General features: G+C 65.6%; 23 protein-coding genes and 1 pseudogene. 15 read left to right on the top strand and 9 right to left on the bottom strand.

Annotation, left to right across the window (positions count from 1 at the left end):
• Positions 1–106: 106 nt before the first annotated feature.
• Complete coding sequence (locus C4S70_RS02140; RefSeq protein ID WP_160114834.1) at positions 107–529, bottom strand: acyl-CoA thioesterase; 423 nt, start codon at positions 527–529, stop codon at positions 107–109.
• A 190-nt stretch (positions 530–719) separates the two neighbouring features.
• On the opposite strand from C4S70_RS02140, the gene C4S70_RS02135 reads away from it, so the two are divergent.
• Both C4S70_RS02135 and typA read left to right on the top strand, forming a co-directional pair.
• Positions 720–1055, top strand: coding sequence for a DMT family transporter (locus C4S70_RS02135; RefSeq protein ID WP_104006441.1), 336 nt, complete (start codon positions 720–722; stop codon positions 1053–1055).
• A gap of 78 nt (positions 1056–1133) precedes the next feature.
• A complete protein-coding gene (gene typA / locus C4S70_RS02130; RefSeq protein WP_104006662.1) occupies positions 1134–2954 on the top strand; it encodes a translational GTPase TypA in 1821 nt (606 codons plus the stop codon).
• A 214-nt stretch (positions 2955–3168) separates the two neighbouring features.
• Here the strand turns inward: typA and C4S70_RS02125 are convergent, their stop codons facing one another.
• The 3 genes from C4S70_RS02125 to recA form a co-directional block, all read right to left on the bottom strand.
• On the bottom strand, positions 3169–3456 hold the full coding sequence (locus C4S70_RS02125) for a DUF1330 domain-containing protein (RefSeq protein WP_104006440.1): 288 nt from the start codon (positions 3454–3456) through the stop codon (positions 3169–3171).
• Position 3457: 1 nt separating this feature from the next.
• Positions 3458–6115 (bottom strand): alanine--tRNA ligase, encoded by a 2658-nt coding sequence (gene alaS / locus C4S70_RS02120; protein WP_104006439.1) that lies wholly within the window; start codon positions 6113–6115, stop codon positions 3458–3460.
• A 136-nt stretch (positions 6116–6251) separates the two neighbouring features.
• Positions 6252–7319, bottom strand: a complete 1068-nt coding sequence (gene recA, locus C4S70_RS02115; protein WP_104006438.1) for a recombinase RecA — start codon at positions 7317–7319, stop codon at positions 6252–6254.
• Between the two features lie 191 nt (positions 7320–7510).
• Between recA and C4S70_RS02110 the strand changes: the two genes are divergently transcribed.
• Positions 7511–8104, top strand: a complete 594-nt coding sequence (locus C4S70_RS02110; RefSeq protein WP_104006437.1) for a gamma-glutamyl kinase — start codon at positions 7511–7513, stop codon at positions 8102–8104.
• 42 nt (positions 8105–8146) lie between these two features.
• Here the strand turns inward: C4S70_RS02110 and C4S70_RS02105 are convergent, their stop codons facing one another.
• The 5 genes from C4S70_RS02105 to C4S70_RS02085 form a co-directional block, all read right to left on the bottom strand.
• Entirely contained in the window at positions 8147–10435 is a 2289-nt protein-coding gene (locus tag C4S70_RS02105; protein ID WP_104006436.1) for an ATP-binding protein, read from the bottom strand.
• Between the two features lie 110 nt (positions 10436–10545).
• Positions 10546–11721, bottom strand: coding sequence for an RsmB/NOP family class I SAM-dependent RNA methyltransferase (locus C4S70_RS02100; protein ID WP_104006435.1), 1176 nt, complete (start codon positions 11719–11721; stop codon positions 10546–10548).
• A 30-nt stretch (positions 11722–11751) separates the two neighbouring features.
• A complete protein-coding gene (guaB, locus tag C4S70_RS02095) occupies positions 11752–13200 on the bottom strand; it encodes an IMP dehydrogenase (protein WP_104006434.1) in 1449 nt (482 codons plus the stop codon).
• Positions 13201–13316: 116 nt separating this feature from the next.
• The gene (locus C4S70_RS02090; protein WP_104006433.1) at positions 13317–13937 is read right to left on the bottom strand and encodes a thiamine phosphate synthase; all 621 of its coding nucleotides are present in this window, start codon (positions 13935–13937) and stop codon (positions 13317–13319) included.
• A 155-nt stretch (positions 13938–14092) separates the two neighbouring features.
• The gene (locus tag C4S70_RS02085; RefSeq protein WP_104006432.1) at positions 14093–15373 is read right to left on the bottom strand and encodes a DUF3422 family protein; all 1281 of its coding nucleotides are present in this window, start codon (positions 15371–15373) and stop codon (positions 14093–14095) included.
• A gap of 198 nt (positions 15374–15571) precedes the next feature.
• On the opposite strand from C4S70_RS02085, the gene C4S70_RS02080 reads away from it, so the two are divergent.
• The 12 genes and pseudogenes from C4S70_RS02080 to C4S70_RS02025 all read left to right on the top strand — a co-directional run bounded on the left by C4S70_RS02080 (position 15572) and on the right by C4S70_RS02025 (position 26182).
• Positions 15572–16435 carry a branched-chain amino acid aminotransferase gene (locus C4S70_RS02080; protein WP_104006431.1) on the top strand — a complete coding sequence of 288 codons (864 nt, stop codon included), beginning with the start codon at positions 15572–15574 and terminating at the stop codon, positions 16433–16435.
• 67 nt (positions 16436–16502) lie between these two features.
• Positions 16503–16958 (top strand): universal stress protein, encoded by a 456-nt coding sequence (locus C4S70_RS02075; protein ID WP_104006430.1) that lies wholly within the window; start codon positions 16503–16505, stop codon positions 16956–16958.
• A gap of 72 nt (positions 16959–17030) precedes the next feature.
• A complete protein-coding gene (locus C4S70_RS02070) occupies positions 17031–17585 on the top strand; it encodes a NifU family protein (RefSeq protein ID WP_104006429.1) in 555 nt (184 codons plus the stop codon).
• Entirely contained in the window at positions 17575–18177 is a 603-nt protein-coding gene (gene tsaB / locus C4S70_RS02065) for a tRNA (adenosine(37)-N6)-threonylcarbamoyltransferase complex dimerization subunit type 1 TsaB (RefSeq protein ID WP_104006428.1), read from the top strand. Before C4S70_RS02070 ends, tsaB begins: the two co-directional genes overlap by 11 nt.
• Positions 18177–18641, top strand: a complete 465-nt coding sequence (locus tag C4S70_RS02060) for a GNAT family N-acetyltransferase (protein ID WP_235003643.1) — start codon at positions 18177–18179, stop codon at positions 18639–18641. The genes tsaB and C4S70_RS02060 overlap by 1 nt, the downstream gene beginning before the upstream one ends.
• Positions 18642–18748: 107 nt before the next feature.
• On the top strand, positions 18749–19744 hold the full coding sequence (locus C4S70_RS02055; protein ID WP_104006427.1) for a BMP family lipoprotein: 996 nt from the start codon (positions 18749–18751) through the stop codon (positions 19742–19744).
• Positions 19745–19818: 74 nt separating this feature from the next.
• Positions 19819–21366 carry an ABC transporter ATP-binding protein gene (locus C4S70_RS02050; protein WP_104006426.1) on the top strand — a complete coding sequence of 516 codons (1548 nt, stop codon included), beginning with the start codon at positions 19819–19821 and terminating at the stop codon, positions 21364–21366.
• A gap of 1 nt (position 21367) precedes the next feature.
• Positions 21368–22516, top strand: coding sequence for an ABC transporter permease (locus tag C4S70_RS02045; protein ID WP_235003642.1), 1149 nt, complete (start codon positions 21368–21370; stop codon positions 22514–22516).
• A 3-nt stretch (positions 22517–22519) separates the two neighbouring features.
• Positions 22520–23485 carry an ABC transporter permease gene (locus C4S70_RS02040; RefSeq protein ID WP_104006425.1) on the top strand — a complete coding sequence of 322 codons (966 nt, stop codon included), beginning with the start codon at positions 22520–22522 and terminating at the stop codon, positions 23483–23485.
• Between the two features lie 134 nt (positions 23486–23619).
• Positions 23620–24114: a hypothetical protein gene (locus C4S70_RS02035; protein WP_104006424.1), complete on the top strand. Its 495-nt coding sequence runs from the start codon at positions 23620–23622 to the stop codon at positions 24112–24114.
• 145 nt (positions 24115–24259) lie between these two features.
• Positions 24260–25180: pseudogene (locus C4S70_RS02030) on the top strand (sulfite exporter TauE/SafE family protein).
• Positions 25181–25258: 78 nt separating this feature from the next.
• Positions 25259–26182, top strand: a complete 924-nt coding sequence (locus C4S70_RS02025; RefSeq protein WP_104006423.1) for a sulfite exporter TauE/SafE family protein — start codon at positions 25259–25261, stop codon at positions 26180–26182.
• The last annotated feature ends 1 nt before the right edge of the window (position 26183 follow it).

The following is a 26183-nucleotide window of genomic DNA, read 5'->3' as shown; positions in this document are numbered from 1 at the left end:
CACACCAAGTGGCCGCAGCGTCAAACTCAACCAGTTAATTGGATCCGCCCCGGAAACAATCCACCCGGAATCCGCACGCCGTCCGGCCATTCGGCCTGTTCCGGCGTCATTTCCCCCAATAGCGGGCCACGAGCCCGACCTCCAACGCCGACCGCAGATCGTCGGGCACTTCGACCGCGCGGCGCGTGTCCAGGTCCATCAGCGCCGATTTCCAAAGGCTGCGGAAAACTGGCGTGCCGTCCTCCAGCGTGATCCGGTTGTCGAATGTCACCGACTTTCCCCCGATCTTCGCCACCCCGGCCCGCACGAGGATCGCCTGACCTTCGCGCACCTCCGCCAGATAGTCGCTGACCACGTGAACCGCCGCAAAGGAATAGCGCCGCCCGCCATTGCCCTGCCCCGGCGGCCAGCCGATGTCGCGCATGAAGGCACTGCCGGCCCGGTTGCAGTAATAGATGTAGCCGGACACGTTCAGATGCCCCAGTTCGTCGCAATCGCGGCTGCCCACGATGAACCGCATCGGTTGCATGTCTTCTCCTCCTTCAGCTGGCGGCATTCCCGCCCGACCCTGATCGAGCCCGGCGCGATCGGCAAGACCTGCCGCTGCGCGACCGGGTGGACGCACCAATTGCCGCGCGCCTGTCACGAAGGAAAAGTTCATGCTGGACTCGCGGCGCCGGGTCGGCCATCCGGCTAAAAAGTCATCCGAGAGAACCCAGATGCCCGTCCATTATCTTTACCTTTTCCTCGCCATCGCCGCCGAAACCGTCGGCACGACCGCGCTCCAGGCCAGCCAGCAGTTCACCCGGGCCGGCCCCTCTGTGCTGGTCGTGGCCGCCTATGCGCTGTCCTTCTACTTCATGTCCTTCGCGCTCAAGGCGATGCCCGTGGGGATCGTCTATGCGATCTGGTCGGGGCTGGGCATCGTGTTCATCGCCGCGCTGGGCTTCGTGATCTTCGGCCAGCGGCTCGACCTGCCGGCGGTGCTGGGGATGGGCCTCATCATCGCGGGGATCCTGGTGATCCACCTGTTCTCGGCCACCTCCGGTCACTGATCCGGCGCGCTTTCCCTCTGGCCTTTGCGCGCCCAAGGCGGTATGCGCCGGGTCAACCTTCCCCTTCGAGGCATGAACATGGACCTGCGAAACATCGCAATCATCGCTCACGTGGACCACGGCAAGACGACGCTGGTGGACGAGCTGCTCAAGCAATCCGGCGCCTTCCGCGAAAACCAGGCCGTGGCCGAGCGCGCGCTCGACAGCAACGACCTGGAACGCGAACGCGGAATCACCATCCTGGCCAAGGCGACCAGCGTGGAATGGAACGGCACCCGCATCAACATCGTGGACACCCCCGGCCACGCGGATTTCGGCGGCGAGGTCGAACGGATCCTGAGCATGGTCGATGGCGTCGTGCTGCTGGTCGATGCCGCCGAAGGCCCGATGCCGCAGACCAAGTTCGTCACCTCCAAGGCGCTGGCGCTGGGGCTGCGTCCGATCGTGGTGCTGAACAAGGTGGACAAGCCCGATGCCGAACCCGACCGCGCCCTGGACGAGGTGTTCGACCTGTTCGCGAACCTCGGCGCCGATGACGAACAGCTGGACTTTCCCCATCTCTACGCCTCGGGCCGGTCGGGCTGGGCCGACGCGGAACTGGACGGGCCGCGCAAGGATCTGACCGCGCTTTTCGACCTGATCCTGCGCCATGTGCCGCCGCCGGCCCAGATCGCGCGCAAGGACGAACCGTTCCGCATGCTGGCCACCACGCTGGGCGCCGATCCCTTTATCGGCCGGATCCTGACGGGCCGGGTGGAATCGGGCACGTTGAAGACCGGGCAGACGCTCAAGGCGCTCAGCCGCGAGGGCGAGCAGATCGAAACCTTCCGGGTGACCCGCATCCTCGCCTTTCGCGGGCTTGCGCAACAGCCGATCGAGCAGGCCGAGGCCGGCGACATCGTCACCATTGCCGGCATGAGCCGCGCCACCGTGGCCGACAGTCTGGTGGACCCGCAGGTGACTGAGGCCCTGCCCGCCCAGCCGATCGACCCGCCGACCATCACCGTGACCTTCGGCATCAACGACAGCCCGCTCGCAGGCCGCGATGGAAAAAAGGTGCAAAGCCGGGTGATCCGCGAACGGCTCCTGCGCGAGGCCGAACAGAACGTGGCGATCCGCGTCACCGACACGCCGGGCGGCGAGGCCTTTGAGGTCGCCGGACGGGGCGAGCTGCAGATGGGCGTTCTGATCGAGAACATGCGCCGCGAAGGGTTCGAGCTGTCGATCTCGCGCCCGCAGGTGCTGTTCCGCGAGGAGAACGGGCAAAAGCTGGAGCCCATCGAGGAAGTCACCATCGACGTGGACGACGATTATGCCGGCGCGGTGATCGAAAAGATCACCGGCACGCGCAAGGGCGAGCTGATCGAGATGAAGCCTTCGGGCCACGGCAAGACACGGATCATCGCGCTGGTGCCGTCGCGCGGGCTGATCGGCTATCACGGCGAATTCCTGACCGACACGCGCGGCACCGGGGTTTTGAACCGCGTGTTCCACGGCTGGGCGCCTTGGAAGGGGCCGATTCCGGGCCGCCGCGCGGGCGTTCTGATCTCGATGGAGGCCGGACAGTCGGTCGCCTACGCGCTGTGGAACCTCGAAGAACGCGGCCGGCTGTTCATCGGCCCGCAGACGGATGTCTACCAGGGCATGATCATCGGGGAACATTCCCGCGACAACGATCTGGAGGTGAACCCGCTCAAGGGCAAGAAGCTGACCAATATCCGCGCCTCGGGCAGTGACGACGCGGTGCGACTGACCCCGCCGGTGCAGATGTCGCTGGAAGAGGCGATCGCCTATATCGACGACGACGAGCTGGTCGAGGTCACGCCCAACGCGATCCGCCTGCGCAAACGGTTCCTCGACCCGCATGAACGCAAACGCGCCGCACGCGCAGCTGGCTAGGCCACCGCGCCACTTGCCCGAACTCGCGCGCCTCGCAGGACGGCCGCGCGTGGCGCGGTTTGGAGCGGCGCGGCCCTTCTTTCCTTCATCTTGCCGGAAATACTCCGGGGGGTGCGGGGGGCAGAGCCCCCCGCATCAAATACCCTCGGAAACAGTACCCCGCATCGCAGCGCGCAACCGACCGATCAAGACGCGACCACGCCCCGCCGGTGCCTCACTCGTCGGTTTCCACGACCAGCAGTTCGCGCTCCGAGGCATTGTGCGCGTGCTGCAGCGCCCGCTGATAGGTGGGCGAGTTGTAGCAGGCCTCGGCCGCCTCGACCGATGGGAACCGCGCCACCACGTTGCGCGGCCGTTCCTGCCCCTCCAGCTGGATGTACCGCCCGCCGCGGGCGATGAACACGCCGCCATGCTCGGCGATCGCCTGCGTGGCGATCGCGGCATATTTGGCGTACTCTTCCTCGTCGGTGACCGTCACATGCGCGATCCACAAAGCCCCCATTTCAGCCCTCCAGCACCTTTTCCGCGGCCTTGATCGCCGCCTCCGCATTGGCCGCATCCCGGGCGCCACCCTGCGCGAGGTCGGGTCGGCCGCCGCCGCCCTTGCCGCCCAGTTCCGCCACCGCCGCGCGCACCAGATCCACCGCGGACACCCGGTCGGTCAGATCCGGCGTGACGCCGGCGGCGACCGCCACCTTGCCGCCGGTGTCGGCGATCAGCAGGATCGCCCCGCTGCCCAGCCGCGCCTTGTGTTCGTCAATCAGCGGCGGCAGATCCTTGCCCGTCACGCCGGTCAGAACCTGCGCGACGAAGGGCACGCCGCCCACTTCGCGGGTCTCGGGCGCGGACGCCCCCCCGCCGGCCATCGCCAGTTCGCGGCGCAGCTGCGCCACCTCGTTTGACAGCTCCCGCAGCTTGGCCTGATCGGCGCGGATCCGCTCCAGCAGCTTGTCCGGCGTGACCTTCAGCTCGGCCTGCAATTCGCCCAGAACCTCCCGCATCTGCGCGACGTAATTCTGCGCGGCAATGCCGGTCAGCGCCTCGACCCGGCGCACGCCGGCGCTGGAGGCGCTGTCGCTCAACAGCACGAACTCGCCGATGTCGCCGGTGCGCCGGACATGGGTGCCGCCGCACAGTTCGACCGAATAGGTGTTGCCGTCGAGCCCTCGGCCCGACCCCGGCTGCACGCCCATCGACACCACGCGAACCTCTTCGCCGTATTTCTCGCCAAAGAGCGCCTGCGCGCCGATCGCGCGCGCCTCGTCCAGCGCCATCACGCGGGTTTCCACCAGCGCGTTCTGGCGGATCATCGCGTTCACCTCGGCCTCGATCTTCTCCATCTCCTCCGGCGTCAGCGCCTTGGAATGGCTGAAATCGAAACGCAGCCGGTCGGCATCGTTCAGCGACCCGCGCTGGGCCACATGGTCGCCCAAGGTTTCGCGCAGGGCTTCGTTCAGCAGATGCGTCGCCGAGTGGTTGGCGCGGATCGCAGAGCGCCGGTCGTGGTCGACCTCGAGCGCCGCCGCCTCGCCCTTGCGGATCGTGCCTTCGGTGACTTCGGCGAAATGCACATGCACGCCGGCCGAATTCTTCGTGTCGGTCACGCGCGCCACGCCCGTTTCGGTGCGGATCGTGCCGGTGTCGCCCACCTGACCGCCAGCCTCGGCATAGAACGGGGTCTGGTTCAGCGCGATCTGCACCTTGCCGCCCTGGCCGACCTCGACCACTTCGGCCCCGTCCTGCACCAGCGCCACGATCTGGCCCTCGGCGGTTTCGGTGTCATAGCCCAGGAAATCAGTCACGCCGTCACGGTCGGCGATGTCGAACCAGATCTTCGCATCCGCCGACTCGCCCGACCCGGCCCAGGCGGCGCGGGCCTTGGCCTTCTGCCGCTCCATCGCTTCGTCAAAGCCTCCGGTATCCACCACCCGACCCTTTTCGCGCAGCGCGTCCTGCGTGAGATCCAGCGGAAAGCCGTAGGTGTCATAGAGCTTGAACGCGGTCTGGCCCGGCAGCGGCGCGTCCTCGGGCAGATGCGCCAGTTCCTCGTCCAACAGCTTCAGCCCGCGGTCCAGTGTCTGCTTGAAGCGCGTCTCTTCCAGCTTCAGCGTCTCTTCGATCAGCGCCTGCGCCTGGCCGAGTTCCGGATAGGCCCCGCCCATCTGGCGCACCAGTTCCGGCACCAGCCGGTGCATCAGCGGATCCTTTGCGCCCAGCAGATGCGCATGTCGCATCGCCCGGCGCATGATCCGCCGCAGCACATAGCCGCGCCCGTCGTTCGAAGGCATCACCCCGTCGGCAATCAGGAACGAGGTCGAGCGCAGATGGTCCGCGATCACTCGGTGATGCACCTTGCCCGGCCCGTCGGGATCGGTGCTGGTGGCGTGGGCGCTGGCCTCGATCAGCGCGCGCATCAGGTCGGTGGCATAGTTGTCGTTGGTGCCCTGCAATAGCGCCGCGACCCGTTCGATCCCCATGCCGGTGTCGATCGACTGCTTTTCCAGCTCGCGCCGCGAGCCGTCCTCGAACTGTTCATACTGCATGAACACGAGGTTCCAGATCTCGACGAAGCGGTCGCCGTCCTCCTCGGGCGTGCCCGGCGGGCCTCCCCAGTATTTCTCGCCGTGATCGAAAAAGATCTCGGTGCAGGGGCCGCAGGGGCCGGTCGGTCCCATCATCCAGAAGTTGTCGGCCGTAGGAATACGGATGATGCGGTCATCGCTGAACCCGGCGGTCTTCTTCCAGATCTCGGCGGCCTCGTCGTCGGTGTGATAGACCGTGACCAGCAGCCGGTCCTTGGGGATGTCGAATTCCTTGGTGATCAGCTCCCATGCGAACGGGATCGCCTCTTCCTTGAAATAGTCGCCAAAGCTGAAATTGCCGAGCATTTCAAAGAAGGTATGGTGGCGCGCGGTATAGCCGACATTGTCCAGGTCGTTGTGCTTGCCACCGGCGCGCACGCATTTCTGCGCGGTGGTCGCGCGGGTATAGTCGCGGTGTTCGACCCCGGTGAAGAGGTTCTTGAACTGGACCATGCCCGAATTGGTGAACATCAGCGTCGGGTCGTTGCGCGGCACCAGCGGGCTCGATGGCACCACCTCGTGCCCCTGACGTTCGAAGTAATTCAGAAAGGTCGATCGGATTTCGTTCAACGAGCGCATGTCAGCGTCCTGCCCCGGCAGTGTCTTGCATCTGCGCCGGTTTATCCGCCTGCCCGCGCGGTGTCCACAGCCCAACGCGGGCGCGGGATACAAAACGGGGCGGGAAAGCCCCGCCCCGGTTCCCGGCTCCGGCCGGTCAGGCCTCGAGCACGTCGTCTGCCTCGCCCGGCGGGGGCATGTCGAATTCCAGTCCGTGCGCGGCGCGGATCTTGTCCTCGATCTCGTAGGCGATGCGGGCATGTTCGCGCAGGAACTGCTTGGCGTTCTCGCGGCCCTGTCCGATGCGTTCGTCACCGTAGGAGAACCACGCGCCGGACTTGTTCACCACGCCCGCCTTCACGCCCAGATCCAGAAGCTCGCCCATCTTCGAAATGCCTTCGCCATACATGATGTCGAATTCGGCCTCCTTGAAGGGCGGAGCCACCTTGTTCTTGACCACCTTCACGCGGGTATGGTTGCCGACGACCTCGTCGCGGTCCTTGATCGCGCCGATCCGGCGAATGTCGAGCCGCACCGAGGAATAGAATTTCAGCGCATTGCCGCCGGTGGTGGTCTCGGGGCTGCCGAACATGACGCCGATCTTCATCCGGATCTGGTTGATGAAGATCACCATGCAGTTCGAACGCGCGATCGAGCCGGTCAGCTTGCGCATGGCCTGGCTCATCAACCGGGCCTGCACGCCGACGCTGGAATCGCCCATGTCGCCTTCGAGTTCGGATTTCGGGGTCAGAGCGGCAACCGAATCCACGACCACCATGTTCACCGCGCCGGACCGGACCAGCGTATCCGTGATTTCCAGCGCCTGTTCGCCCGTGTCGGGCTGCGAGATCAGCAACTCGTCAAGGTCCACGCCCAGCTTGCGGGCATATTGCGGATCCAGCGCATGTTCGGCATCGACAAAGGCGCAGACCCCGCCCTTTTTCTGCTGCTCGGCGATGCAGTGCAGCGTGAGCGTCGTCTTGCCCGAGCTTTCCGGCCCGTAGATCTCGATGATCCGGCCCATCGGCAGGCCGCCGATCCCCAGAGCGATGTCCAGCCCCAGCGAGCCGGTGGAACTGGCCTCGATCTCCTGAATGGCGTTGTCGCCGCCCAGCTTCATGATCGAGCCTTTGCCGAACTGCCGTTCGATCTGGGCCAGCGCGCTGTCCAGCGCCTTTTGCTTGTCTGGATTGTTCTTGCTGGTCATCGTCAGAAGATCCGCCATTGTCCTGTCATCCCGTCTTTTGTCACACCCGCGCAAGGCCGGCAACGACTGCTTTGTTCACCTCATGTTCCTTATGGGACCAAAAAGAGAACATTTCAATCGAATTTTTCGGATCCCAGCCTATTGCGGATTGAGTTAACGCAAGGTTTACGGCAGTTTCAGGTCCGGCGAGACGGGGGATTTCTGCTCAGATGCTTGTTTTCTTCAAGGAACGTCTGGTTCTTTTGTCGGTTCCCAAGACGGGCACGACCGCGATCGAATCCGCCTTGCGCGATCGGGCCGACATGGTGATTTCCAACCCGCCCGAGCTGAAGCACGCCCCGCTCTACCGCTACAATCGCTTCTTTCGGCCCATGTTCGAGAAAGTCTGCGACGCGCGGATGGAGACGGTCGCCGTGATGCGCGAACCGATTTCATGGCTGGGCAGCTGGTATCGGTATCGGCGCCGTCCCCTCATGGACGGTCACCCGAATTCCACGCGCGACGTGTCCTTTGACGACTTTGTTGCCGCCTACATGGAAAAGCAGCCGCCCGGATTCGCCCGCGTCGGCAGCCAGGCGAAATTTCTGGAACCCCGGCCAAATGGGACCGCGGTGAAGCACCTGTTCCGCTACGAGGCCTTCGACCGGTTCCTCGATTTCCTCGAAAACCGTCTGCAGACCGAAGTGCGCCCCGCCCGCGAAAACGTCTCACCCAGCATGGAGCTGAACCTGTCGGGCCGCACCGAGCGCCGTCTGAGGCGCAGGTGCGCGGCCGAATTCCAACTCTACGACAGCATCCGGTAGCAATTCGGTCACAACCGCGCGTCCCGGTGCACGAATGGACTCTCACGCCAACTGGCGGCGCACCGTTTCGGTCAACTGATTGAGCGAAAACGGTTTGGGAAGGAAGACGGAGTTGGGGATGTCCTCCTCGCTTTCGCCAAATGCGCCCTCGGAGTAGCCGGACATGAAAACCACGCGCGCCCGGGGGCGTGACTTCAACGCCTCGCGCACCCAACTCGGCCCGTCCATGCCCGGCATGACGACATCCGTGACGAACACGTCCACCTGCAAATCGACGTCCTCCAGCACGCGCAACGCTTCCTCGGCGGATTGCGCTTCGATGACGGTGAAGCCGCGCAGCCTGAGCGCACGGGCGGCAAAGGCGCGTACCGGCGCCTCGTCCTCGACCAGCAGAATGACCCCCTCGGCCGGCGCGCGGATTTCCGCCTGCGGCTGCTCGGGCGGCACCTCAGGCGCTGGTTCGCCGCAAAGCTCGCTTGCCGGGAAATACAGGGTGAACTCGCTGCCCTGCCCCGGCACGCTGTCGACGAAGATGAACCCGCCGGTCTGCTTGACGATTCCATATACGGTGGAGAGCCCCAGCCCCGTGCCCTCGCCCGTTCTTTTCGTGGTATAGAACGGCTCGAAGATCTTGTTGCGGACCTCGGGGGGAATTCCGACCCCCTGGTCGGACACGCGGACCAGAACATAGTCGCCGACGGGCACCGTGACGCGATCCCGTTCCATCGGGGCGTCCAGCGAAATCACCTCGGTCTCGATCCGGATTTCGCCGCCATCAGGCATCGAATCACGCGCGTTGACGACCAGGTTCATCAGCACTTGCTCCAGTTGCCGCTTGTCCGCGCGGATGGGGCGCAGAACCGGATCGTGGCTGAGGGTCAGGGTGACCTTTTCGCCCACCAGCCGGTTGAGAAGATGTGTCAGATCCGAAAGCGTTTCGCGCAAATCCAGCTCTTGCGGCCGCAGCGTCTGCTTTCGCGAGAAGGCGAGCAACTGGCTGACCAGAGCGGCCGCCCGGTTCGCGTTTTCATGAATCTGCACGAGATCGCCATAGTCGGGGTCACCCTGGTCATGCCGCAGCAGAAGCAGATCGCAATGACCCGAAATCGCAGTGAGCAGGTTGTTGAAATCATGTGCGATCCCGCCGGCCAACTGACCGATCGCCTGCATTTTCTGCCCCTGAACAAACTGCGCCTCCAAGGTCTTGAGTTCGGTCGCATCGTTCAGCAGCGCGAGAAAGACAGTTTCTCCACCCTCGTCGACCGGGGTCAGGGTGACTTGAACGAAAACGTCCTGCCCGTCACGCGCCAGACGCAGAAACTCCGACTTGTGGTTGGCGCGGCCTTCCGCCGTCTCTCTCAGCCAGTCGTTGATCGGTCGTCCCAGCCCATGCAGGGCATTGGCCAGGAAATCGCCCGGTTTCACGTCGCTGCCAAGAAGTTTCGCCGCATGAGAATTGATCTCGCGAATGATGCCCTTCCGGTCCAGCTTGAGCATCGGGAGCGGAATCGCGCCCATGAATGTCTTGTCCCCGCGCGCCGGCATGTCCTCGGCGCTCAAGGGGATCAAGACGATGTCCGTGCGGCCACCGGGGACAGGGTGACGGTGCGCAACCACCGGAACCGGACCCTCGGCGGTCTGCATTTCTCGAATTTGCCCGTCGCCAATGGACGTGTCGCCGAACAACCGATCGAGCCGCCTGACCTTGTCGCCGATCAAAGCCCGCGCCGCATCATTCATGGACAAGACCGCGCCTGACCGGCCAATGGAGATGACCGGAACGCCCATGGCTTTCACACCCTGCCCCTGACGCGGACGCAGATCCTCGATCCGCCAGCCGAACACATCGGTATCGATCCTGTGCACGACGAGACGAATCGCACCTATCCGGGTCACGATCTCCTCCCCGGCGGCGCCTTGGGCGCGCGCGGTCGCCACCAGCCGCAAGATGACCGGTGCGGGATCGGCGAGCATGCCTCGCAAGGCAGCCCCGAGCGTGTCGCCTTCGCCATCGCCATATCGGGCGATGGCGGCAGGGTTGCGAACGCAGATGAAACCGTCGCCATCAGTGACGAAACCGGGCACCGCGTCATGCGCGATGAACCGGGCGTGAGACTGCAAGGCCTTGAGAACCGCCCGTTTTCTCAGGTGCGCGCGGAGGATGACGAACAGCGATGCCAGCCCCGCAGTGATCGCGGCGGCGGCAGGAATCCGCGCGCCCGCCCCGTCAACCCCGGTGGCCGCGACAATCGCGAGCGCCGCCACCACAACGGCAAAAATGACCGCCACGCGAGCAGGCGCGGGGGCCATGCCCGCTCGATTCGGCACCATGATGACCTGTCTCTCCGACACGCGCCAAAGCCTTTTTCTTTGTCATCGTCCATGTCGCCCGGTTCGGGTTAAAGCCCGATTAAGGCAGAACATTTCTACTTTGGGTTGATTTAAGGGCCGTCCGGCTGCCGCGTCAAGAGCGCCAGATAGAACCCGTCCGTCCCGGCGTCGGGCAGCCAATGATACTCGCCCCGCAGCGTCCAGCCCGGTTCGCGCTGCCGAAAGGCAGCGATCTGCGCGTGGTTTTCCTCCTGCAGAACCGAGCAGGTCGCATAGGCCAAGGTGCCGTCCGGCGCGACCAGCACGGCCGTTTCGTCGAGAATCCCCGCCTGGGTGCGCAACAGGGTCTGCAACCTGTCCGGACCAAGCCGCCACTTCCCTTCGGGCGCGCGCCGCCAAGCGCCGCTTCCCGTACACGGGACATCGCAAAGGACAAGATCGTATCGATGGCGGCGCGCCTCTGCCGCATCCACGATCTTGACGGAAACTCCCGCTCTTTCAGCGCGTTGCGGAAGGTTCTTCATCCTGCTTGGCGCGGCGTCGTGGGCAAAGAGATCAAGCCTCGCCCGCGCCGCCATGGCCAGCGTCTTGCCGCCACCACCCGCGCAGTAATCCAGCACGCGCATCCCGTCCCGCAGGGGCAAGGCCTCGGCGATGGCCTGGCTCCCTGCGTCCTGCAGTTCAACCAGACCGTCCCGATAGGCCCGCGAGGACGAAACGCGACGGCTGCCCCGGACCACCTCGAGCGCGGCGGAGGAGGCGGGATGCGGGATGCAGTGCACGCCGTCTTCGGCCAGCACCGCCATCGCCGCGTCCCGGCCGCAGCGTGCCACGTTCACCCGGAGATGAACCGGAGCGCGCGAACGCAGCGCCTGCGCTACCGGCGCCGCGCGATCGTGCAGGCTCGCAACAAGACGCGGCCAGAGCCAGTCGGGGATGTCCAGACGCTCGGCCGCGGTTTCGGGCTGCCGCCCGGCGGCGCGCTCGGCTGAGGTCAGTGGCGCGGGCGCATAGCGGGCATTCTGAAAGATCGTGTCGGGATCGACCCCGTCGCGCCGGCAGGCACCCAGCATCAGGCCGCGCCCCGTTTCGGCCCCGCCAAGCGCGGCCAGCGAGCGCCGGCAACGCAGGGCGTCGAACACCAGATCCCGCAGAGCGGCGCGGTCCTTCGACCCGGCATAGCGGCTGCGCCGCGCCCAGCGGGTCAGGGTTCGCTCAGCCGGGGCACCGGCGAGGATCTCGTCAAGGATCTCGATCGCGGCCTGGACCCGCGCCGCCGGCGTCATCTCAACCCGTCCCCGTGGGCCACCGACCGATCACATGACCCGATAATTGGGGCTTTCCCGGGTGATCTGGACGTCGTGGACATGGCTTTCCCTGAGCCCGGCGCCGGTGATCCGCACGAATGTGCAGTTCTTGCGCATCTCCTCGATCGTGGCGCAGCCGGTATAACCCATCGCCGCGCGCAGGCCCCCGACCAGCTGGTGGATCACCGTCGCGGCCGACCCCTTGTAGGGCACCTGACCCTCGATCCCCTCGGGCACCAGCTTGTCGCTGGCGGCATCCTTCTGGAAATAGCGGTCGGCCGAGCCGCGCGCCATCGCGCCAAGGCTGCCCATGCCTCGATAGCTCTTGAAGCTGCGGCCCTGATAGAGAATCACCTCGCCGGGGCTTTCGTCGGTGCCGGCGATCATCGAACCCACCATCGCGCAGGAGGCGCCGGCGGCGATCGCCTTGGCGAAGTCGCCGGAAAACTTGATCCCGCCATCGGCGATCACCGGCACGTCGCCGGCGGCGGCCGCGCAATCCATGATCGCGGTCAGCTGCGGCACGCCGACCCCCGCCACCATCCGCGTGGTGCAGATACTGCCCGGGCCGATGCCGACCTTGACCGCGTCGGCACCTGCGTCGATCAGCGCGCGCGTCGCCTCGGCCGTGGCGACGTTACCGGCAACCACCTGCACCGCGTTCGACAGCGCCTTGACCCGTTCGACCGCCTTGGCCACCCCTTCGGAATGGCCATGCGCGGTGTCGATCACGATCATGTCGCAGCCCGCCTCGATCAGCGCCTGGGCGCGCTCGAATCCGGCATCGCCCACGGTCGAAGCCGCCGCGACGCGCAACCGACCCAGTTCATCCTTGCAGGCGGTCGGGTTCAGCACCGTCTGTTCGGTATCCTTCAACGTCAGCAGGCCGGTCAGCTTGCCCGTGGCGTCGGTCACCAGAAGTTTCTCGATGCGGCGCGCCTTCATCAGGCTGATCGCCTCGTCCCGGTCAGCGGGTTCGCGCAGGATCGCCAGATTGTCCGAGGTCATCATCACGCTGACCGGCGTCCTGTCGTCGCTGGCAAAGCGCATGTCGCGGTTGGTGACGATCCCGACCACGCGGCCTTCGTCGTCCACCACGGGGAATCCGGTGACGTTGTAGCGTTCGCGCAGTTCCCGGGCATCGGCAAGCGTCTGATCGGGGCGCAACGTGATGGGGTTGTAGACGATGCCGCTTTCGAACCGCTTGACCCGCCGCACCTCTTCGGCCTGTTCCTCGATCGAAAGGTTGCGGTGGATCACGCCCATACCCCCGGCCTGGGCCATGGCGATGGCCATGCGCGCCTCGGTCACCGTGTCCATCGCGCTGGACAAGAGCGGGATGTTCAGCGCGATCTCGCGCGTCACCCGCGTGCGCGTATCCGCCGTGGATGGCAGCACCGACGACTTGGCCGGTACCAGCAGAACGTCATCAAAGGTGAGCGCCTCGCGAATCTGCATTGTCGTTTCCCCATGCAAGAGCCCGTTTGGCGGCAACCCTATCGCACGGATCACCGGCGGGGGAAAGGGGGGGTGGCAATGGCGGAGGTGCCCTTCGCGCGCCGGTCGGTCGCCGGTCAATCGATCGCGGCAGTTAGCGTCTTCAACGCCGCCAGCGGATCGCCGGAACGCCAGATTTCGCGGCCGATACCGAAGAAATCCGTGTGCGGCGCCAGTTGCGCGACCAGCTCCGGGGTCAGGCCGCCTTCGGCGACCACCGGGAGTTCGATCATTTCGGACCACCACTGGAACAGCTCGAGCGGGGCAGTGGTGCCGTCGCCCAGCTGCGACGCGCCCACGGGTCCGAAACTGACATAGTCGGCGCCCGCCTCTCCCGCGGTCATGCCGTCGTGCCGCGACGCCCCGCAGAAGCAGCCGACGATGGCATCAGGCCCCAAAGCCTTGCGCGCGGCGCGCACCGAGCGCGAGGCGTCGGACAGGTGCACGCCGTCGAGGCCCAGCCGTTCGGCCAGAAGCAGGTGATCGGTGATCACGATCGCGATGTCGCGGGCATGGGTGACCTCGCGCAGGGTGTCGGCGGCGCGAGACAGTTCGCCTTCGTCGGTCGCCGCCATGTCGAGCCGGACGCAGGCGATTTCGGCCCCGTCGAGGACGCGCGCCAGATCGTCGGCAAAGGCGGGCGCGTCGAAGATCGGCGGGGTGATGAGGTAGATCTGGGGTTTTTCCGGCGCGTCCATGGGGGATCCTCTTGCAAGCGCGCCGAGGTTTAGCGGATTGCGCGGAGGAGGCAAGCATCAAGCCGGTCCGGCGTGCGGCCGCCGTGGCCAAGGGGGGCGCTGCCCCCCGGCCTGCGGCCTCCCCCCGGAGTATTTTCGGGCAAGATGAAGGGAGCTCATTCGAGCCTTTTGCGGATATTGCGGATCGTGGCCCACACCGTCAGCACCACGGGGAGCACGAGAGCGGCCGTCAGCATCCCTTTGGAAAGGCCGGTCGCCTTGGCCAACGGGTAGAGCAAATAGCTCAGCAGCGACACGGCGTAGTAGCTGATCGCTGCGACAGAGAAACCTTCGACCGTGTGCTGCAGGCGCAGTTGCAGCGCGGCGCGGCGGTCCATGCTGGCCAGAAGCGCCTGATTCTGCGCGCTGCGTTCCACGTCCACACGGGTGCGCAGCAGATCGCCCGCCCGCATGGCCCGATCCGCCAGCGCCTGCAGCCGCGATTCGGTCGCCTTGACCGTGCGCATCGCCGGAACGTAGCGGCGGGTCATGAATTCGCGGAAGGTCTGGCGCCCTTCGAGCCGTTCTTCGCGCAGAAGCTCGATCCGTTCGTGCACGATCGCTTCGTAGGCCGCCGTCGCCGAGAAGCGGAAGGCGGAGCGCGCGGCCATCGCTTCGAGCTCGGTGGAGACTTCGAGCAGGCGGTTCAGGGTTTCTTCGGCCGGAGCGCGGGATTCGGACATCTCGGTGACCAGACCGGTGAGGTCGCGGTCAAGTTCGCCCAAACGGTCCCAGAGCCCGCGAGCCCGGGAAAAGCCCAGCATTGACATGGACTTGTAGGTTTCGATATCGCACAGGCGCTGGACGATGCGGCCGATCCGGCGCGGGCCGGTTTCGGGATTGACGAAGATCCCGAAACGGACATGCCCCGCGGGGTCGATGCGGAAATCGCTGGCGGCAATGGCGTTGTCGTCGAGAACCCGCGAGGCGGCGAGGCTTTCGGGCACGAACCAGTCCTCGAGCAATTTCGCAACTGTGGCGTCATCGGGCCGCGGGCTGATGCGAATCGCCAGCGAGGTCACCCGCGCGCCCGGTGCGTCCGCCAGCCAGTCGGCGGGGAAGACGCCGAAATCCACCGGGTCGAAGGCGCGGCCGCTGAGGCCCTCGGAAAAGGCGGTGTAGGTGACGAACTCGGTATGGCTTTCCCATTTCAGCGTGTGCCGGCCGATCCGGCAGCTGTGGTGGTTGGTCCCCGGCTGCGGATAGGGCGCGCCGTGGCGGTCGAGCAGCGCCTTGAGATGGGTCAGGTCGGCGTTCCGGTCGCGCCCGGCTGCGCCCTGCACCTTCTTGATCGCGAGGAACACGACGGTGCTGTTGGCCCCCAGCGCCGGGAACGGGCGGGCATGCAGTTCGTTGGTCAGAACGTATCGCAGCGGGTGGTCTTCGATCGGCGCCACGGGGGATCTCCTCTGGTCGGTCGCGGGCACTATATTGGCTCCGCCGGCAAAGAAAACCGCCAGGCGTGCCGGCGCGGCGACATGCCCGGTGGCCTGTTTCGCCCGTGCCGCATGCCGGCGGAGAGCGCGCGCCCGAAACTGTCTGGACCTGTGACCCGCCCGCGCCTAGTCTGCGCCCGAAGCGACGGAGAGGATCACATGGCGACGGGCACCAACATCCGCACATATTTCAACGGCGCTTGGCACGACGGCGACGTGCCGATCATGCGTGCGGCGGATCATGGCGCATGGCTGGGTTCGGGCGTGTTCGACGGGGCTCGGTTTTTCGACGGCATGGCGCCGGATCTGCGGGCGCATTGCGACCGGGTGAATCGTTCGGCCGAGGCGCTGATGCTGGAGCCCACGGTCGGCACCGACGAGATGGTCGATATCGTGTGGGAGGGGCTCAAGGCCTATGCCCCGGATGCGGCGGTCTACATCCGGCCGATGTATTGGGGCATCAACGGCGACGCGACGGCGATCGTGCCACAGCGCGATGAAACCGGCTTTGCCATCTGTCTGGAGGAGATCCCGATGGCGCCGCCCACCGCCGCGGCGACCCTGACCCGCACGCGGTTCCGCCGTCCGACCCTGGAAAACGCGGTGGTCAATGCCAAGGCCGGCTGCCTCTACCCCAACAACGCCCGGATGCTGGCCGAGGCCCGCGCCAAGGGCTTTTCCAACGCGCTGGTGGCCGATGCGATGGGCAACGTGGCCGAAACCGCCACCGCCAACATCTTCATGGTGCGCGACGGGGTGGTGTTCACGCCGATCCCCAACGGCACCTTCCTGGCCGGAATCACCCGCGCGCGCCACATCACCAACATGCGCGCCGACGGGATCGAGGTGCATGAAACCGTGCTGACCTTCGAGGATTTCGAAAAGGCCGACGAGGTGTTCATGTCGGGCAACATGAACAAGGTCACGCCGGTCTCGGCCTTCGAGGAGCGCCAGTACCAGATCGGACCGGTCACCCGCCGCGTGCGCGAGCTCTACTGGGACTGGGCGAAATCGACCCGCTGACAGCAAATCGCCGCAGTTGCCAGATTGCCCCCCCTCGGGCATGATCCCCGCGAAAGGGAGACGATCCATGCGCAAGTTCCTCGTCGTTCTAGACAACAGCAGCGAGTGCCTCAACGCCATGCGCTTTGCCGCGATGCGGGCGGCGCATACCGGCGGCGGCGTGACCATACTCGCGGTCATCCCGCCCGAGGAGTTCAACCACTGGCTGGGCGTGGGCGAAGTCATGCGAGAAGAGGCGCGCGAACGAATCCACGCCCATTTCGAGGTTTTCGCCAAGTGGATGCGGGACAGGCAGGGCGTGGACCCCGAACTGGTGATCCGCGAGGGCGAGGCGGTGACCGAAATCCTCGCACAGATCAAGGAAGACCCGGAAATCGGCGTGTTGGTTCTGGGCGCGGGCACCGACAAGAGCGGCCCCGGCCCACTGGTGACGCAACTCAGCAAGGCTTCCGGCACCTTGCCGATCCCGATCACGCTGGTGCCCGGGCACCTGAGCAAGGAGCGGCTCGAGGCGATCACCTGAGCCCGCCCGCGCAACCTTGACTTGGCGGCGGTCCGCCCGCATATCCAAGCCAAGCCAACGGAGTTATCTTCCATGTTCATCCAGACCGAATCCACGCCGAACCCGGCAACGCTGAAATTCCTGCCTGGCCAGACCGTGCTGGAGGTCGGAACCGCCGATTTTCCCACTGCGGAAGCCGCGACCAAGTCGCCCCTGGCCAAGCGGATCTTCGCGGTCAACGGGGTCAAGGCGGTGTTTCTGGGCAACGATTTCGTTACCGTGACCAAGGATGACGATATCGAATGGGACCACATCAAGCCGGCGATCCTGGGCGCGGTGATGGAGCATTTCCAGTCCGGCGCCCCGGTGATGGAGGGAGACGGCTCCGACCATGCCGAATTCAGCGGCGACGACGCCGAGATCGTCAACCAGATCAAGGAGCTTCTGGACACCCGCGTGCGCCCGGCGGTGGCACAGGACGGCGGCGACATCACCTTTCACGGGTTCGAACGCGGCGTTGTCTATCTGCACATGCAGGGCGCCTGCGCGGGGTGCCCCTCTTCCACGCTCACGCTGAAGATGGGGATCGAGAACCTGCTGCGCCACTACATCCCCGAAGTGACCGAGGTGCGCCCCGTTGGCGTCTGATCCTCTGATTCTGGCTTTCGACACGTCGGCCGCGCATTGCGCGGCCGCTTTGCTGTCGGGCGACCATCTGCTGGAGGCGCGCGCCGAAGAGATGGGCCGGGGACAGGCAGAACGGCTGATGCCGATGCTGCAGGAGATGCTGGCACGCGCCGGCCACGACTGGCGCGATCTCGCCGCGATCGGGGTTGGCGTCGGCCCCGGCAATTTCACCGGCATACGCATCGCCGTTTCCGCCGCGCGGGGTCTGGCGCTGGGACTGGGCGTGCCGGCGGTGGGTGTGACCGGCTGCGCCGCCCGGCTGCGGCTGGCGGCGCCGGATGCGCTGCCCGCCATCCCCGCCCCGCGCGATCAGGTCTATTTGTGCCGTGCCGCGCGCGAGGTCGAACTGCTGCCGTGCGCGCAGGCCGAAGCCGCCGCGCAGGCCGAAGGCCGCATCCTGCACACCCAGGCCGATCCGGCGCGGCTGGCCGAGGCGATCGCCCGGATCGCCGCCGAAAACCGGCAGGACATCACGACCCCGCCCGCGCCGTTCTATGTCCGGCCCGCCGATGCCGCCCCGCCGCGCGACGCGCCGCCCATCCTGCTGGACTGATGTCGCTCACGCCCGTGCAGATGGCCGCAACCCACGCCGCCGCCTTTCGGCAGGAACGACCGTGGAGCGCGGATGAATTTGCCGATCTCTTGCAGAATTCAGGCTGCTTTGCCGTGGGCAACGCCCGGAGCTTTGCGCTCGTGCGGGTGATCGTGGACGAAGCCGAACTGCTGACCATCGCCACCCATCCCGATCATCGCCGGCGGGGGCTCGCCCGTGCGGCGATGCGGGACTGGATGACCCGCGCGGCCGAAATGGGCGCCCGCCGGGCCTTCCTCGAGGTCGCGTCGGACAACCTGCCGGCCGTCGCGCTCTACGAATCAGAGGGCTTTGCCCCTGCGGGGATGCGCCGGGCCTACTACCGGCGCGCGGGGGGCGATCCCGCCAATGCGCTGATCATGACCTGCGACCTGCCCCGTGGTCACCCGACCGATTCCGCCCAAAGGGCGGCAAAAACCGGTTGACCAGCCCCCTGCCCTGCGGCCTAAATTGGTCAGTCCGGGCGGCTCGACCCGCCCGACGGGACCGCGCGAACACGCGGCCCCGCACAACAACAAACGGGAGTTTGCACATGACCTTCATGAAATCTCTGGCGGGCGCGGCTGCCACTGTCGCCCTGACCGCCGTCGCGGCGCTGGCCGAACCGGCGCTCATCTTCGATCTGGGCGGCAAGTTCGACAAGTCGTTCAACGAAGCCGCCTTCAACGGCGCCAAGCGCTGGGCCGAAGAAACCGGCGGCAAGTTCCGCGACATCGAACTGCAGTCCGAAGCCCAGCGGGAACAGGCCCTGCGCCGGTTCGCCGAAAGCGGCGCGAACCCGGTGATCATGGTCGGCTTTGCCTTTGCCGACGCGCTGAGCCAGGTGGCCGACGACTATCCCGACACCAAGTTCGCGATCATCGACATGGTGGTGGACAAGCCCAACGTGCGTTCGGTCGTGTTCAACGAACATGAAGGCTCCTATCTCGTGGGCATGCTGGCGGCGATGGCCTCCAAGACCGGCACCGTGGGCTTCATCGGCGGCATGGACATCCCGCTGATCCGCAAGTTCGCCTGCGGCTATGCCGAAGGCGTCAAGGCGGTGAACCCCGACGCCAGGATCATCGTCAACATGACCGGCACCACCCCGGCGGCCTGGAACGACCCGGTGAAGGGGTCGGAACTGACCAAGGCGCAGATCGCGCAGGGGGCCGACGTGGTCTATGCCGCCGCCGGCGGCACCGGCGTGGGCGTGCTGCAGACCGCCGCCGACGAAGGCATCCTGTCGATCGGCGTGGACAGCAACCAGAACTACATGCATCCCGGCAAGGTTCTCACCTCGATGATGAAGCGCGTGGACAACGCGGTCTATGACGTGCTCAAGCAGGGCGAGAACATGGAAACCGGACTCCATGTGATGGGTCTGGCCAATGGCGGCGTGGACTATGCGCTGGACGAATACAACGCGCCGCTCATCACCGACGAGATGAAGGCGAAGGTGGACGAGGCCAAGGCGAAGATCGCCGCGGGCGAAATCAAGGTCCATGACTACATGACCGACGATACCTGCCCGGTTCTGCAATTCTGAGCGTAGCGATCTGAAAATCATGTGCACGCCCGATGCCGTCGGGCGTGCATCCCCATTTGCCGGAGGGAACAGGCATGAACGCCTCGGCCACCACGCCCCCCGCCATCGAACTCAAGGGCATATCCAAGGCCTTCGGGCCGGTGCAGGCGAACCGCGACATCTCGTTGTCGGTGGCGCCGGGCACGATTCACGGAATCATCGGTGAAAACGGCGCGGGCAAATCCACGCTGATGAGCATCCTCTACGGCTTCTACCGGGCGGATGCGGGCGAGATATGGATCAACGGGCAACGCACCGAGATCCACGACAGTCAGGACGCGATCGCCGCCGGTATCGGCATGGTGTTCCAGCATTTCAAGCTGGTGGAAAACTTCACCGTGCTGGAAAACATCATCCTGGGCGCCGAAGGCGGCGGGCTTTTGCGGCCATCGCTGGCGCGCGCGCGCAGGACGCTGGAAGAGCTGTCACGCGAATACGGGCTGGACGTGGACCCGGACGCGCTGATCGAGGAGATCGGCGTGGGCATGCAGCAGAGGGTCGAGATCCTCAAGTCGCTCTATCGCCATGCCGACATCCTGATCCTGGACGAGCCGACCGGCGTGCTGACGCCCGCAGAAGCCGACCAGCTGTTCCGAATCCTTCGGCGTCTGCGGGAAGAGGGCAAGACCATCATCCTGATCACGCACAAGCTGCGCGAGATCATGGATGTGACCGACACCGTCAGCGTGATGCGGCGCGGGCAGATGACCGCCACGGTGCGCACCGCCGAGACGAACCCCGAACAGCTGGCCGAGCTGATGGTGGGCCGCAAGGTTCTGCTGCGGGTGGACAAGGCCCCGGCCCGGCCGGGCAGGCCGGTGCTGGAAATCGAGGGCCTGCGGGTCAGGGACGACAAGGGGGTCGAGCGCGTCAAGGGCATCGACCTGACCGTGCGTGCGGGCGAAATCCTCGGCATCGCGGGCGTGGCCGGGAACGGCCAGTCCGAACTGCTCGAGGTGCTGGGCGGCATGCGTCCCGGCGCGGGCACGATCCGGCTGAACGGCGCGGCATTGCCGCTGCACGGGCGCGGCGCGGACGGTCAGGCGCGGCGCGCTGCCGGCATCGCCCATGTGCCCGAGGACCGCCAGCGCGAAGGGCTCATCATGGAGTTCCACGCGTGGGAGAACGTCGCCTTCGGCTATCACCACGACCCGGCCTATCAGCGCAACGCGCTGCTGATGGACAATGCCGCGATCCGGGCCGACACCGAACGGAAGATCGAGAAATTCGACATCCGCCCCGCCGATCCGTGGCTGAGCGCCCGGAATTTCAGCGGCGGAAACCAGCAGAAGATCGTCGTTGCACGCGAGATCGAGCGCAACCCCGACCTGCTGTTGGTGGGTCAGCCCACGCGTGGCGTGGATATCGGCGCGATCGAGTTCATTCACAAGCAGATCGTCGCCCTGCGCGATGCCGGACGCGCGGTGCTGCTGGTGTCGGTCGAACTGGAGGAAATCCTGTCGCTGGCCGACCGCATCGCGGTCATGTTCGACGGCCGCATCATGGGCGAACGGCTGCCGCAGGAGACGGATGAAAAGGAACTGGGCCTGCTGATGGCCGGCATGAGCGGAGAGGCCGCCTGAGATGGACAAGATGCCCAAATGGGCCGATGTGGTCCTGATCCCCCTGATTTCCCTGCTGCTGGCGACGATCCTGTCGGCGCTGGTGATCCTCGGCATCGGCGAAGACCCGATCGCCGCCGTCAAGATCATGTTCGACGGTGCGCTGGGGTCCACCTATGGCTGGGGCTACACGCTCTACTATGCCACCAACTTCATGTTCACCGGGCTGGCGGTGGCGGTGGCCTTTCATGCGCGCCTGTTCAACATCGGCGGCGAAGGTCAGGCGATGCTGGGCGGGCTCGGCGTGGCGATGGCCTGCCTCTACGTGCCCTGGCCGCACTGGAGCATCGCTCTGCTGGCGGCCGGTGTGGCCGCGATGCTGTTCGGCGCGGCCTGGGCGGCGATCCCGGCCTATCTGCAGGCGCGGCGCGGCAGCCATATCGTGATCACCACGATCATGTTCAACTTCATCGCGGCCGCGCTGCTGAACTACATGCTGGTCAACGTGATGCGGCCCGAAGGGTCGATGGACCCCGCCACCGAACGGTTCCCCGCTGCTGTCCACCTGCCGACCCTGCATGAGTTGCTGGCCCCGCTGGGCATCGGCTTTTCCAAGTCGGCCCCGGCCAATGTCAGCCTTCTGGTCGCCATCGCCGCCTGCGTGCTGGTCTGGGCGCTGATCTGGCGCACCCGGCTGGGATACGAGATTCGCGCCTATGGCCATTCGGAAACCGGCGCGCGCTATGCCGGCATCTCGCCGTTTCGCATCACCATGATCGCCATGCTGATATCCGGCGCTCTGGCCGGGCTCATGGCGATCAACAACGTGATGGGCGAGGCCGAACGGCTGGTGCTGAACTCGACCGAGGGCGCGGGCTTCATCGGCATCGCGGTGGCGCTGATGGGGCGCAGCCACCCGTTCGGGGTGTTCCTGGCCGCGCTGCTGTTCGGGTTCCTGTTTCAGGGCGGCGCGGAACTGGCGCTGTGGAGCAACATCCCGCGCGAGCTGATCGTGGTGATCCAGGCGCTGGTGATCCTGTTCACCGGGGCGCTGGACAACATGGTGCGGATGCCGCTGGAACGGCTGTTTCTCGCCTTGGGCAACCGCCGCCGCGACATGGGCGAAGGCGCGCCCCTGCCCGAACGCAAGCCCACCCAGCCGACGGAGTAGATCATGGATTTCGACACCATCATCCAGGTCCTCGATTCGACCGTGCGTCTGGCCACGCCGCTGCTGCTGGCCTGTCTGGCGGGGCTCTATTCGGAACGTTCGGGCATCTTCGACATCGGGCTCGAGGGCAAGATGCTGGCGGCAGCCTTCTTTTCCGCCGCCCTTGCGGCGATCACCGGCAGCGTCTGGCTGGGCCTGCTGGCAGGCATCGCCGCGTCGCTGACGCTGAGCCTGCTGCACGGGCTGGCCTCGATCACCTTCCGCGGCAACCAGCTGATTTCCGGCGTGGCGATCAACTTCCTCGCCGCCGGCATGACGGTGCTGATCGCGCAGGACTGGTTCCAGCAGGGCGGGCGGACGCCGGCGCTGATCGGCGCCGGCCGCTTCACCCCGGTCGAGCTGCCGCTGGCGCAGACGCTGAGCGGCGTGCCCGTGCTGGGGCCGGTCTATGCCGAACTGATCTCGGGCCATTCCATCCTCGTCTATGTCGCCTTCCTCGCAGTGCCGGCCACATGGTGGCTGCTGTTCCGCACCCGCTTTGGCCTGCGCCTGCGCGCGGTTGGCGAGAACCCCGCGGCGGTGGACACGGCGGGGGTGTCGGTGATCGGCCTGCGCTATGCGGCGGTGATGATCTGCGGCGTGCTCTGCGGCATTGCCGGGGCCTATCTGGCTACCGCGTTGCAGGCGGGGTTCGTCAAGGACATGACGGCGGGCCGTGGCTTCATCGCGCTGGCGGCGCTGATCTTTGCCAAGTGGCGACCCTGGCAGGCGATGTGGGCCTGCCTGCTGTTCGGGCTGCTGCAGGCGATCGCGCTGCGCTATCAGAACATCGACCTGGGCGGGATCTCGATCCCGGTGCAGGCGATGGACGCCCTGCCCTACATCCTGACGGTGGTGATCCTGGCCGGCTTCGTCGGCAAGGCGATCCCGCCGCGCGCGGGTGGCGAGCCCTATGTGAAGGAGCGTTGAGAAAACCCGCCGGCCGGACACGGATTGTTCACGAATCCGATCCGGCCGGCACCGCGTCATTGACAGCCTCGCCCCCCCGGTTCACGCTGGCCCGACTTGGCTAGTTGAATTCTTTCAGAAAGGGGATGTGGAATATGCGGTTCGTTCTGAGCGCGTTTCTTGTTGTCTTCATCGCGCTGACCTCTGTTCCGGCACAGGCCAGCGATTCTAGGGTCGTCTTTCGCCACAAGGCGTGGGAGCTGAGGGTGGCCGCCTTTGACGACGGCACGCTGTCCTGCATCGCCCAGGTGCGGCCGTCCAACGGAACCACCTTTGCGATCTGGGCCGATGGCCAGACGGTCAAGCTGCAGTTCTTTTCCGACATGTGGGCGTTCGGCAATACCACGGGCGATGTCGTGGCGCGCATCGACCGGCGTGCGGGCTGGAACCTGAACAGCGCCAACCTCTACAAAAACAGCGTGATCTTTACCCTGCCCGGCGGCGATCCCTCGACCAGGTTCCTGCTCGAGATCGCCCGCGGCAACGTGATCCGCCTGAACCATCGGTCCGGCCAGCGCATGGGGCAGTGGTCGCTGGCGGGATCACGCGCAACGATGCAGAAACTCATCGAGTGCGTGGACTACCTGTAGGACACCGGCCGCCGCAGGCAGACGCGGTTTTCGATCCCCGGTGACCGAGGACCGCCATTGCCCATCCGGCAAAAGGCCGTCTGATGGCAAGGCGGAGGCCGGAAATTCATATTGCTTTCCGCGAATGTGAAATATCGGAAGCGCCATGCAGACCTATCTTCCTATCGCGGAAGTCTCGGTGAACACCTACGTCCTGCCGGGCATCGGCGGGATCGTGGGCGTTCTGTCGGGAATGTTCGGTGTTGGCGGCGGGTTTCTCATCACGCCGCTTCTTTTCATGGTGGGCGTGCCGCCAGCTGTTGCCGTCGCCACCGGCGCCAACCAGATCGTGGCGTCCTCGTTTTCCGGGCTGCTTGCCCATTTCAAGCGCAAGACCGTAGACCTGACCATGGGCACGGTGCTGTTGATCGGGGGGCTAGCCGGATCGGGGCTCGGGGTCTTCGTGTTCAACTGGTTGAAGAGCCTCGGGCAGGTCGATCTGCTGGTCAAGCTGTGCTATGTCGTATTCCTGGGCATTATCGGCGGACTGATGTTCGTCGAAAGCGCAAACGCGCTGCGCACGGCCCGAAAAGCCGGCGGACCGCCGGCCAAACGGCGGCGCCACAACTGAGTCCATGCCCTGCCCCTGAAGATGCGGTTCCGCGCCTCGGGGCTCTATATCTCGGTCATTCCGGTGCTTTTGGTTGGCCTGTCGGTCGGCGTTCTGGCGGCGATCATGGGCGTGGGCGGCGGTTTCATCATGGTGCCGGCGATGATCTACCTGCTGAGCATGCCGACCAAGGTCGTCGTCGGAACGTCGTTGTTCCAGATCATCTTTGTCACCGCCTTCACCACCATGCTGCACGCCACGGCGAACCAGACCGTGGACGTGATGCTGGCGCTCTATCTCATCATCGGCGGCGTGATCGGCGCACAGTTCGGAACCCGGATCGGACTCAAACTCAAGGCGGAGCAACTGCGCGTCTTGCTGGCCGCCCTTGTTATGCTAGTCTGCGGAAAACTGGCGTTGGACCTGATGATGGAGCCGGGGAATATCTATGTTCTGTCTGCACCCGGTCGGCACTGAAATCGAGACGGTCGGTGTCGCAACCTTCCGCAACAGATTAGCCGTTGATCGGTGCCTGACCCTAGGTTAGATAAACATATGCAAATTTATCTACCTATCGCCGAAGTCTCCGTGAACGCCTACCTTCTGCTTGGTCTGGGCGGAATCGTGGGCATCCTTTCGGGCATGTTCGGCGTCGGTGGCGGATTCCTCATGACGCCGCTTCTTTTCTTCATCGGCATCCCGCCGGCGGTCGCCGTCGCGACCGAAGCGGCGCAGATCGTGGCCTCGTCCTTTTCCGGCGTTCTTGCCCATTTCCGACGCAAGACGGTCGATATCAAGATGGGGCTGGTGCTGCAGGCCGGCGGTCTGATGGGGGCTGCTCTTGGCCTTGTGATCTTCAACTATCTCAAGAGCCTCGGCCAGGTCGACCTGCTGGTCAAGCTCTGCTACGTCGTGTTCCTGGGCGTGGTCGGCGCGTTGATGTTCGTCGAAAGCCTCAATGCCATTCGCAAGGCGCGCAAGGCCGGCGGCGCCCCCGCCCCTCGTCGGCGGCAACGGACTTGGGTGCATGCCCTGCCCTTGAAGATGCGGTTTCGCGCCTCCGGGCTCTATATCTCGGTCATTCCGCCGATTCTCGTGGGCATGGCGGTGGGCATCCTGGCCGCGATCATGGGCGTGGGGGGCGGCTTCATCATGGTGCCGGCGATGATCTACATCCTCGGCATGCCGACCAAGGTGGTCGTGGGCACCTCGCTGTTTCAGATCATCCTGGTGACCGCATTTACCACCATGCTGCACGCCACCACGAACTTTACCGTGGACATCATGCTGGCGCTGCTGCTGTTGATCGGCGGCGTGGTGGGAGCCCAGATCGGCACGCGGATCGGGGTCAGGATGAAGGCCGAACAGCTGCGCATCCTGTTGGCTCTGATAGTCATTGCCGTCTGCCTGAAGCTGGCGCTGGACCTTCTGCTGCAACCGTCCGAGCTTTACACGCTCGGCGCGCCGGGAGGTCACTGAG

It is taken from the genome of Jhaorihella thermophila (assembly GCF_900108275.1).
In the GTDB taxonomy this organism is placed as follows: Bacteria; Pseudomonadota; Alphaproteobacteria; order Rhodobacterales; family Rhodobacteraceae; genus Jhaorihella; species Jhaorihella thermophila.
The sequence above is the reverse complement of the archived record's forward strand: the minus strand, read 5'-3'. Positions and strand labels throughout refer to the sequence as shown.

Excerpts from the sequence above, each read along its gene's own strand:
- C4S70_RS02080 (WP_104006431.1), top strand. The coding sequence starts at position 15,572 with ATGGCGACGGGCACCAACATCCGCACATATTTCAACGGCGCTTGGCAC.
- C4S70_RS02090 (WP_104006433.1), bottom strand. The coding sequence starts at position 13,937 with ATGGACGCGCCGGAAAAACCCCAGATCTACCTCATCACCCCGCCGATC.
- C4S70_RS02035 (WP_104006424.1), top strand. The coding sequence starts at position 23,620 with ATGCGGTTCGTTCTGAGCGCGTTTCTTGTTGTCTTCATCGCGCTGACC.
- C4S70_RS02045 (WP_235003642.1), top strand. The coding sequence starts at position 21,368 with ATGGACAAGATGCCCAAATGGGCCGATGTGGTCCTGATCCCCCTGATT.
- C4S70_RS02135 (WP_104006441.1), top strand. The coding sequence starts at position 720 with ATGCCCGTCCATTATCTTTACCTTTTCCTCGCCATCGCCGCCGAAACC.
- C4S70_RS02070 (WP_104006429.1), top strand. The coding sequence starts at position 17,031 with ATGTTCATCCAGACCGAATCCACGCCGAACCCGGCAACGCTGAAATTC.
- C4S70_RS02125 (WP_104006440.1), bottom strand. The coding sequence starts at position 3,456 with ATGGGGGCTTTGTGGATCGCGCATGTGACGGTCACCGACGAGGAAGAG.
- typA (WP_104006662.1), top strand. The coding sequence starts at position 1,134 with ATGGACCTGCGAAACATCGCAATCATCGCTCACGTGGACCACGGCAAG.
- C4S70_RS02060 (WP_235003643.1), top strand. The coding sequence starts at position 18,177 with ATGTCGCTCACGCCCGTGCAGATGGCCGCAACCCACGCCGCCGCCTTT.
- C4S70_RS02040 (WP_104006425.1), top strand. The coding sequence starts at position 22,520 with ATGGATTTCGACACCATCATCCAGGTCCTCGATTCGACCGTGCGTCTG.
- C4S70_RS02110 (WP_104006437.1), top strand. The coding sequence starts at position 7,511 with ATGCTTGTTTTCTTCAAGGAACGTCTGGTTCTTTTGTCGGTTCCCAAG.
- C4S70_RS02055 (WP_104006427.1), top strand. The coding sequence starts at position 18,749 with ATGACCTTCATGAAATCTCTGGCGGGCGCGGCTGCCACTGTCGCCCTG.
- alaS (WP_104006439.1), bottom strand. The coding sequence starts at position 6,115 with ATGCGCTCGTTGAACGAAATCCGATCGACCTTTCTGAATTACTTCGAA.
- C4S70_RS02105 (WP_104006436.1), bottom strand. The coding sequence starts at position 10,435 with ATGGTGCCGAATCGAGCGGGCATGGCCCCCGCGCCTGCTCGCGTGGCG.
- guaB (WP_104006434.1), bottom strand. The coding sequence starts at position 13,200 with ATGCAGATTCGCGAGGCGCTCACCTTTGATGACGTTCTGCTGGTACCG.
- C4S70_RS02075 (WP_104006430.1), top strand. The coding sequence starts at position 16,503 with ATGCGCAAGTTCCTCGTCGTTCTAGACAACAGCAGCGAGTGCCTCAAC.
- C4S70_RS02050 (WP_104006426.1), top strand. The coding sequence starts at position 19,819 with ATGAACGCCTCGGCCACCACGCCCCCCGCCATCGAACTCAAGGGCATA.
- C4S70_RS02025 (WP_104006423.1), top strand. The coding sequence starts at position 25,259 with ATGCAAATTTATCTACCTATCGCCGAAGTCTCCGTGAACGCCTACCTT.
- recA (WP_104006438.1), bottom strand. The coding sequence starts at position 7,319 with ATGGCGGATCTTCTGACGATGACCAGCAAGAACAATCCAGACAAGCAA.
- C4S70_RS02100 (WP_104006435.1), bottom strand. The coding sequence starts at position 11,721 with ATGACGCCGGCGGCGCGGGTCCAGGCCGCGATCGAGATCCTTGACGAG.
- C4S70_RS02140 (WP_160114834.1), bottom strand. The coding sequence starts at position 529 with ATGCAACCGATGCGGTTCATCGTGGGCAGCCGCGATTGCGACGAACTG.